Origin of the sequence: Sulfuricurvum sp., assembly GCF_049305995.1 — a bacterium.
In the GTDB taxonomy this organism is placed as follows: Bacteria; Campylobacterota; Campylobacteria; order Campylobacterales; family Sulfurimonadaceae; genus Sulfuricurvum.
Genome location: NZ_JBAQPS010000027.1, coordinates 1 through 5,333 on the forward strand (window position 1 = coordinate 1; position 5,333 = coordinate 5,333).

Annotated in this window: 9 protein-coding genes; 7 read left to right on the plus strand and 2 right to left on the minus strand. The window is 42.0% G+C overall.

Features of this window, described 5'->3' with window-relative positions:
• Both WA010_RS00850 and WA010_RS00855 read right to left on the minus strand, forming a co-directional pair.
• Positions 1-197 (minus strand): recombinase family protein (locus tag WA010_RS00850; protein WP_422555286.1); only part of this gene is annotated, 197 nt, incomplete at its 3' end.
• Entirely contained in the window at positions 194-691 is a 498-nt protein-coding gene (locus WA010_RS00855; protein WP_422555287.1) for a hypothetical protein, read from the minus strand. The genes WA010_RS00850 and WA010_RS00855, both read right to left, overlap by 4 nt.
• A 376-nt stretch (positions 692-1,067) precedes the next feature.
• On the opposite strand from WA010_RS00855, the gene WA010_RS00860 reads away from it, so the two are divergent.
• The 7 genes from WA010_RS00860 to WA010_RS00890 form a co-directional block, all read left to right on the plus strand.
• On the plus strand, positions 1,068-2,834 hold the full coding sequence (locus WA010_RS00860; protein ID WP_422555288.1) for a YadA family autotransporter adhesin: 1,767 nt from the start codon (positions 1,068-1,070) through the stop codon (positions 2,832-2,834).
• Between the two features lie 21 nt (positions 2,835-2,855).
• Entirely contained in the window at positions 2,856-3,296 is a 441-nt protein-coding gene (locus tag WA010_RS00865; RefSeq protein ID WP_422555289.1) for a hypothetical protein, read from the plus strand.
• A gap of 13 nt (positions 3,297-3,309) precedes the next feature.
• Entirely contained in the window at positions 3,310-3,693 is a 384-nt protein-coding gene (locus WA010_RS00870; protein ID WP_422555290.1) for a hypothetical protein, read from the plus strand.
• A 108-nt stretch (positions 3,694-3,801) separates the two neighbouring features.
• The gene (locus WA010_RS00875; protein WP_422555291.1) at positions 3,802-4,275 is read left to right on the plus strand and encodes a hypothetical protein; all 474 of its coding nucleotides are present in this window, start codon (positions 3,802-3,804) and stop codon (positions 4,273-4,275) included.
• Positions 4,272-4,520: a hypothetical protein gene (locus tag WA010_RS00880; protein WP_422555292.1), complete on the plus strand. Its 249-nt coding sequence runs from the start codon at positions 4,272-4,274 to the stop codon at positions 4,518-4,520. Before WA010_RS00875 ends, WA010_RS00880 begins: the two co-directional genes overlap by 4 nt.
• A gap of 11 nt (positions 4,521-4,531) precedes the next feature.
• Positions 4,532-5,083 (plus strand): hypothetical protein, encoded by a 552-nt coding sequence (locus WA010_RS00885; RefSeq protein WP_422555293.1) that lies wholly within the window; start codon positions 4,532-4,534, stop codon positions 5,081-5,083.
• A 29-nt stretch (positions 5,084-5,112) separates the two neighbouring features.
• The coding region (locus WA010_RS00890; protein WP_422555294.1) for a hypothetical protein at positions 5,113-5,333 on the plus strand (221 nt) is incomplete at its 3' end.

The window sequence follows — 5,333 nt, forward strand, 5'->3', positions numbered from 1 at the left end:
AGCCTATCCATTGAATGGACAACGAGCGTATCGCCTTGACGAATATAGTTGAGACATTCTGTGAGAGCAGGGCGGTTTTTTGATTTTCCAGAGGCTTTATCAATAAATGATCGATCGAGAGTTATTCCCTCCAGCTGGCGGTCAGGATTTTGATCTTCCGAAGAAACGCGGATATATCCAATACGCTGACCACTCATTCGGACACCTTGAATTCGTGTAATGCTCTGATATCTAACATGATCGATGTTAATCTTCGCGATTCTTTTAATTCATCGACAATCTTATCGTGTGTAATGTCGTGCTCGTCAAACCAAGCAAGGTATGGATCAAGATTGTTTTGGAGATTGATATTAAGCTCCCGGAGACGGATCAAAGTGCTGCAGAAAGATTCATATTTTTTTGATCGTCGTTTGTACCGTCGTTGATATCTGAGAAGATCGGTTGAATCGAACTGTAATTTTCTTGAGAGAACCGCTTCAATTTGAATTTGATCATTTGTTTCATTGAGCGTAAAATGGAATGGACTCGACCCGTTTTCTCGAACTGTCAGCCCTGTTCCGAGAATACCTTCCCCCTCTTTGTCGGTGATAGTTAAACCGAAACCAAATTCCTTATCGAAATCGTTTGACAGTCGATTGATACGCATACTAACATCGAGACACTGCTTGTCTGTCAAGTCACTATACTTCATCATTAACCCTTTGTGTAAAAATAGATTCTAAGATTATAACACAAAAGTGTAAAAAAAATAAAAACATAACCCATAATTTACACAAAAGGGCGAGAGGGCAGGGTGTTAAAATAAAGTACACCCTATTTTACGCACATAAACAAAATATGCGGAAGAACTCTCACAACAAACATTATCGAGAATAGATCATCAAGCAAAAGGGGTTATCTCCAACCGAAAAAGCTCTTTATTTTTGTGAATATGCGGAATAAATCTCAAAGAAATTTTACAAAAAAATCAAAAGTAATCAAAAAGTTAATTAAAAGTATTGACAAATAGTATACATTGGGATAATATTTTGTCGTTTTAATATCTTAACTTGTGAGGAGCTAACTAAATGATGAGAAAAAAAGTGCAAAGATCAATAATTGTCGCGTCTTTGTTAATGAGCATTCAATCCTTGAATGCGGCAGACTATACCGCTGGAGGCGGTACAGTTAATACAGATGTTGGTGCTTCTGGATCGAGAGCGGTTGCTATCGGCGATGGGGCAATCGCGGAAGAGAGCAGCCCTTCTTTGGGTATTAACGGGAATATTGCACTCGGTGCTGCAGCTTATGCTTGGAGCAACTTGTCTCTTGGGTTGCCTTATACTTCTAGTCTAGCGATTGGTGCATATTCTTCTGCGGCAAATGATGGGGTAGCCGTTGGTGGTGGTGCTCAAGCAACTGGCACCGATAGTGTTTCGATAGGCAAAAACGCAAACTCTTGGGGGATTGGTTCAATCTCAATCGGGAACAATTCACAAACTGATTTTGGTTTTGGCGATCATTCGATTGCTATCGGGGACGGTTCATCTGCATATGGTGATTCAATGGGATTCGGTCACGGATCACATGCGAACGGTGATTACAGTATGGCCTACGGTGTTAATTCCGATGCACAACAATCTTACAGTATGGCTTTCGGTTATGGTGCGTCAACTGTTAATGCCGGTGATGTAGTTTTTAGTTCCACTGGTGTTATCGGAGCTAGTGTTTTTAATCTCGGAGGAAGAACTCTCACGGGATACAAAATCGCGGCGCCGACCGCTGCAGGGGATATCGTAACGAAAGCTTACGCAGACGCAATTTACAACAATGCAGTAACTTACACTAACACACAGACGGCTGCAGCAATCACCACGGCAAACGCTTATACAGACACAGCGGTTAGCGGTGTGAGTGGTGGTGGCGGATCAACGGACTTAACCCCTGTTTATAATGCAATAAGCACGAGCGCGACAAATGTATATAATGCCTCAACAGCGTATACAGACACAGCGGTCAGTGGATTGTCGGGAGGCGGTGGGGTTGATTACAGCAATGTAACGAATATTAATTTGGGACTCGCATCAGCAACTAACGGAACGATGCCTTTTGGTCAAATTTCTTTGGGTGTTGGAGCAACGACGGGTCTTGGGATTAATGACTCATCTAGTGCAATCGCTATCGGAACTTTTGCTATTGCGGATGGAATGAATACTGTTGCCTACGGGGCAGGGGCAGAAGCACATTATTTTGGGTCGGTTGCTATCGGTTCTGGCGCGCGCGCGATGTCGGATCCGACAACTGCAGTTGGATACAACTCATTAGCAGCAGGCACAGACAGCGTTTCGCTTGGTGCCAACTCAACCGCAAATGCTGAACATGCAACGAGCTTGGGTGCGAACACAGTGACAACCGCTGATTATGCGGTTTCTATTGGGGATGGTTCAACGAACAATCGATCAAATACCGTATCAGTTGGTTCGTCTGGGAATGAACGACAAATTACTAATGTCGCTGCAGGGGTACTCGATACCGATGCCGTAAATGTTGGTCAACTTAACCAAACACTTCAAAGTGCGAATGGCTACACAGACCAAAAAATTAATGATCTCGAACAAAATCTTCGCGGAGAAATTGCGGAGGGGACAGCATTAGCTATGGCTCTTTCTTCACCAGCAATCATCGAAAATGGTCGCGTAAATGCTATGAGCATTGGCGTTGGACAATACAAATCAGCTACTGCGCTTGGTATTTCGTATTCACGCAGAGCAACACGCGACACATTTGTTAATGTCGGTGTATCAGCAGTTGGTCAGAATGTGGCCGCACGCTCAAGCGTTAATTTTTCATTTTAATTAGGAACAAGGAGAAAACAAATGTTCAAAAGAGTATTGCTATCACTAATAACGATGGTTGCGGTTTCAAACGCGGATATTAGTTCTTATGAGGTTAGCCCATTTGTTGGGATAGCAGAGGGGGGGCACAGCTTGTCAGGGTTGAAGGTGAGTGCCAATATTGGAGAGGGATGGGCGTATGAGTTGTCCGGAGCATTGCGACAAAACGCAGATAACAAAGGTGGTCAAGATACACAATTCTTCCTCGATGCCAAAAAAGACATCATTAAAATTGAAAATCTTCGACTCTTCGCGGGCGCAGGGCTCGGTCGGGCAATGAATACTGGCGGGGTTAATGCGTTCGCGGGGATGGCTCGCAGAATTAATGCGAAAGGGGACGAAATTCGTTTAGATATTACAACGCAGTTTACGAGCAACGGGTTGGATAATAGTGCCAATATTGGCTACGTGATCACATTCTGAAAGGGGGCTAATTATGCGGAAATTATTTCTAATTGTTGTGGCTCTTTTGTCTGTTTCGGCAGTTGCGTCTGACAATAAAAAAATTGGGATGGTCTCTTTTCAAAAAGACGAAATCATCTTTGATGAGCATTTTCAAAATAATGCTAAGTTTAACGATTTTATCGTCGGATCGAAAAACCAGAAATTCAGTGTGGTAAAGATTTTTTGTCAAACTTCACCGGATGCACTCACGGAAATGTCGCGCAAAAAAGCTTTTATTATTTCCGAAAAACGCATCGACGCAATCGAAAAGATGATCAATGCTAAAAACGCGATCGTGTATCGATGGCCGACGGTTTACATTAAAAATGAATATGATGTAAAAAACGGGTGTTCCGTAGTTCTGATTGAAAGGTAGTCGAAAGTGGCAAAATTTTTCTATTTTTTAACACTTTTTATTCTTGTTGCATTCGCAACGTGGCGGCTCGTAGATCCTACAGCCGTAATTATTATGTAAGGAAAGGTGATGAGATTTCTATTAATGATTTTGTTTTATTTTGTTTCGGCGAACGCTTCTGGTTATCAAGCGGAGTACCAAAATATTTATACAGAACAGCGGGATGAACCCGGTAAAATGCACAGGGCTGTGGTCTTTTTTTCGAAAGATTCGGTTGTGGCTGATTTGAATGCTCCCATCAACAAAAATTTTCGAAAATTTCTTAAAACCCATATCAAATATTTTTATAAAACGCAAATTATGTGTGACTCAACATGGATGGTTGGCGGTTACAGTAGCCAAGAAAGAATTGAAAAAGCTCGATACAGAGAAACGACAAAAATATTGGATACATACACGGATATATTGGACTATGGTGGGGTTGTAAATACGCACATGGTAATACAAGGATATCCCGAAAGGGTGAATGCTTGTGAGGTGGTGCTTGTGAAAAGAGATGTGGGCGACGAGATTGACATTGACGCGCGAGGGTATGTAAAATGAAAAAAGAAGCAAGCAATAGAGAAGAATATATCGCGCAATTGATTAGCCAGTATGGCCCTATACTCATGCGGGAAAATATGTGCAACATCTTGGGTTTAAAAGAAGCTCAAATCAAAGTATGTGTGAGAAAAGAGAATTGGACAAAGCTGCCAAAACCGTTCGAAGGAGGAAGAGGGGTTGCCTATAAATGGCATGCCTCGTCCGTAGCAGATTTTGTGTTTTCACACAAACAAAACAATATATAAGGTAAAAAAAGATGAACAACGAAAAAATCAAATACACATTGATAGGGTTTGCCGAAGGGTTTGTGACAATGCTTTTGATCGCAATAATTTTTGCCTTTACCAAAGGGTGTTTCGCAACAAACCATATTCAATCCCAAGCGGTTGGTCAAGTGGAGAAACAAGATTTAAACAAAAGCGGTAGTGCTGACACTAATAACACTTCAGCGGATGATGATAACTATGACTTAGTTCCTAGAGCTAAAACATATAACGACGACTCAAAGATGGTGGCCGAGGCAGCAGATCAGAATAATTATGAATTGGCTCCTAGAGCTAAAACATATAATGAAGCGCAACAACCGGCGGCGACGAATAACAAGGGGCAAAAGACACTTAGCGTTCTGGCCGCCAACAAAATCGTAGTTTTCAAAGATGATTCTTCTCCACACGGGAGTTGGACTATAGAAATCCCAAAGAATTCTTACGGGAATGATATTTTCGAAACTAAGACCAGAAAACTTCGGATAATTTTGGGATACGGAAATGAAATCACAAGTAGCCGATCAGTTTCGGACTACGAATAACAAAAAAAATAAATACATAAGGAAACAAAATGAAAAAGTCGATTTTACTCTCTGTGGCGATGGCTACAACTCTAATGATGAGCGGATGCTCCCAGATGCAAACAGGGTTGAACCTAAAAGCGCAAAGTAGCACGCACAACGTGCAAAACGGTACGGTTGTCGCGTCAAAACGTTTCGCCGTGAAAGATGATGGGTTTAAAGCGTCCGAGGTTCTAGGTGGCATTGTAGGCGGTGCTATTGGTGGGATTTT

What these genes read in the sequence shown, in the direction of transcription:
- WA010_RS00870 (WP_422555290.1), top strand. Translation starts at nt 3,310, where the DNA reads ATGCGGAAATTATTTCTAATTGTTGTGGCTCTTTTGTCTGTTTCGGCA.
- WA010_RS00865 (WP_422555289.1), top strand. Translation starts at nt 2,856, where the DNA reads ATGTTCAAAAGAGTATTGCTATCACTAATAACGATGGTTGCGGTTTCA.
- WA010_RS00880 (WP_422555292.1), top strand. Translation starts at nt 4,272, where the DNA reads ATGAAAAAAGAAGCAAGCAATAGAGAAGAATATATCGCGCAATTGATT.
- WA010_RS00860 (WP_422555288.1), top strand. Translation starts at nt 1,068, where the DNA reads ATGATGAGAAAAAAAGTGCAAAGATCAATAATTGTCGCGTCTTTGTTA.
- WA010_RS00875 (WP_422555291.1), top strand. Translation starts at nt 3,802, where the DNA reads ATGAGATTTCTATTAATGATTTTGTTTTATTTTGTTTCGGCGAACGCT.
- WA010_RS00855 (WP_422555287.1), bottom strand. Translation starts at nt 691, where the DNA reads ATGAAGTATAGTGACTTGACAGACAAGCAGTGTCTCGATGTTAGTATG.
- WA010_RS00885 (WP_422555293.1), top strand. Translation starts at nt 4,532, where the DNA reads ATGAACAACGAAAAAATCAAATACACATTGATAGGGTTTGCCGAAGGG.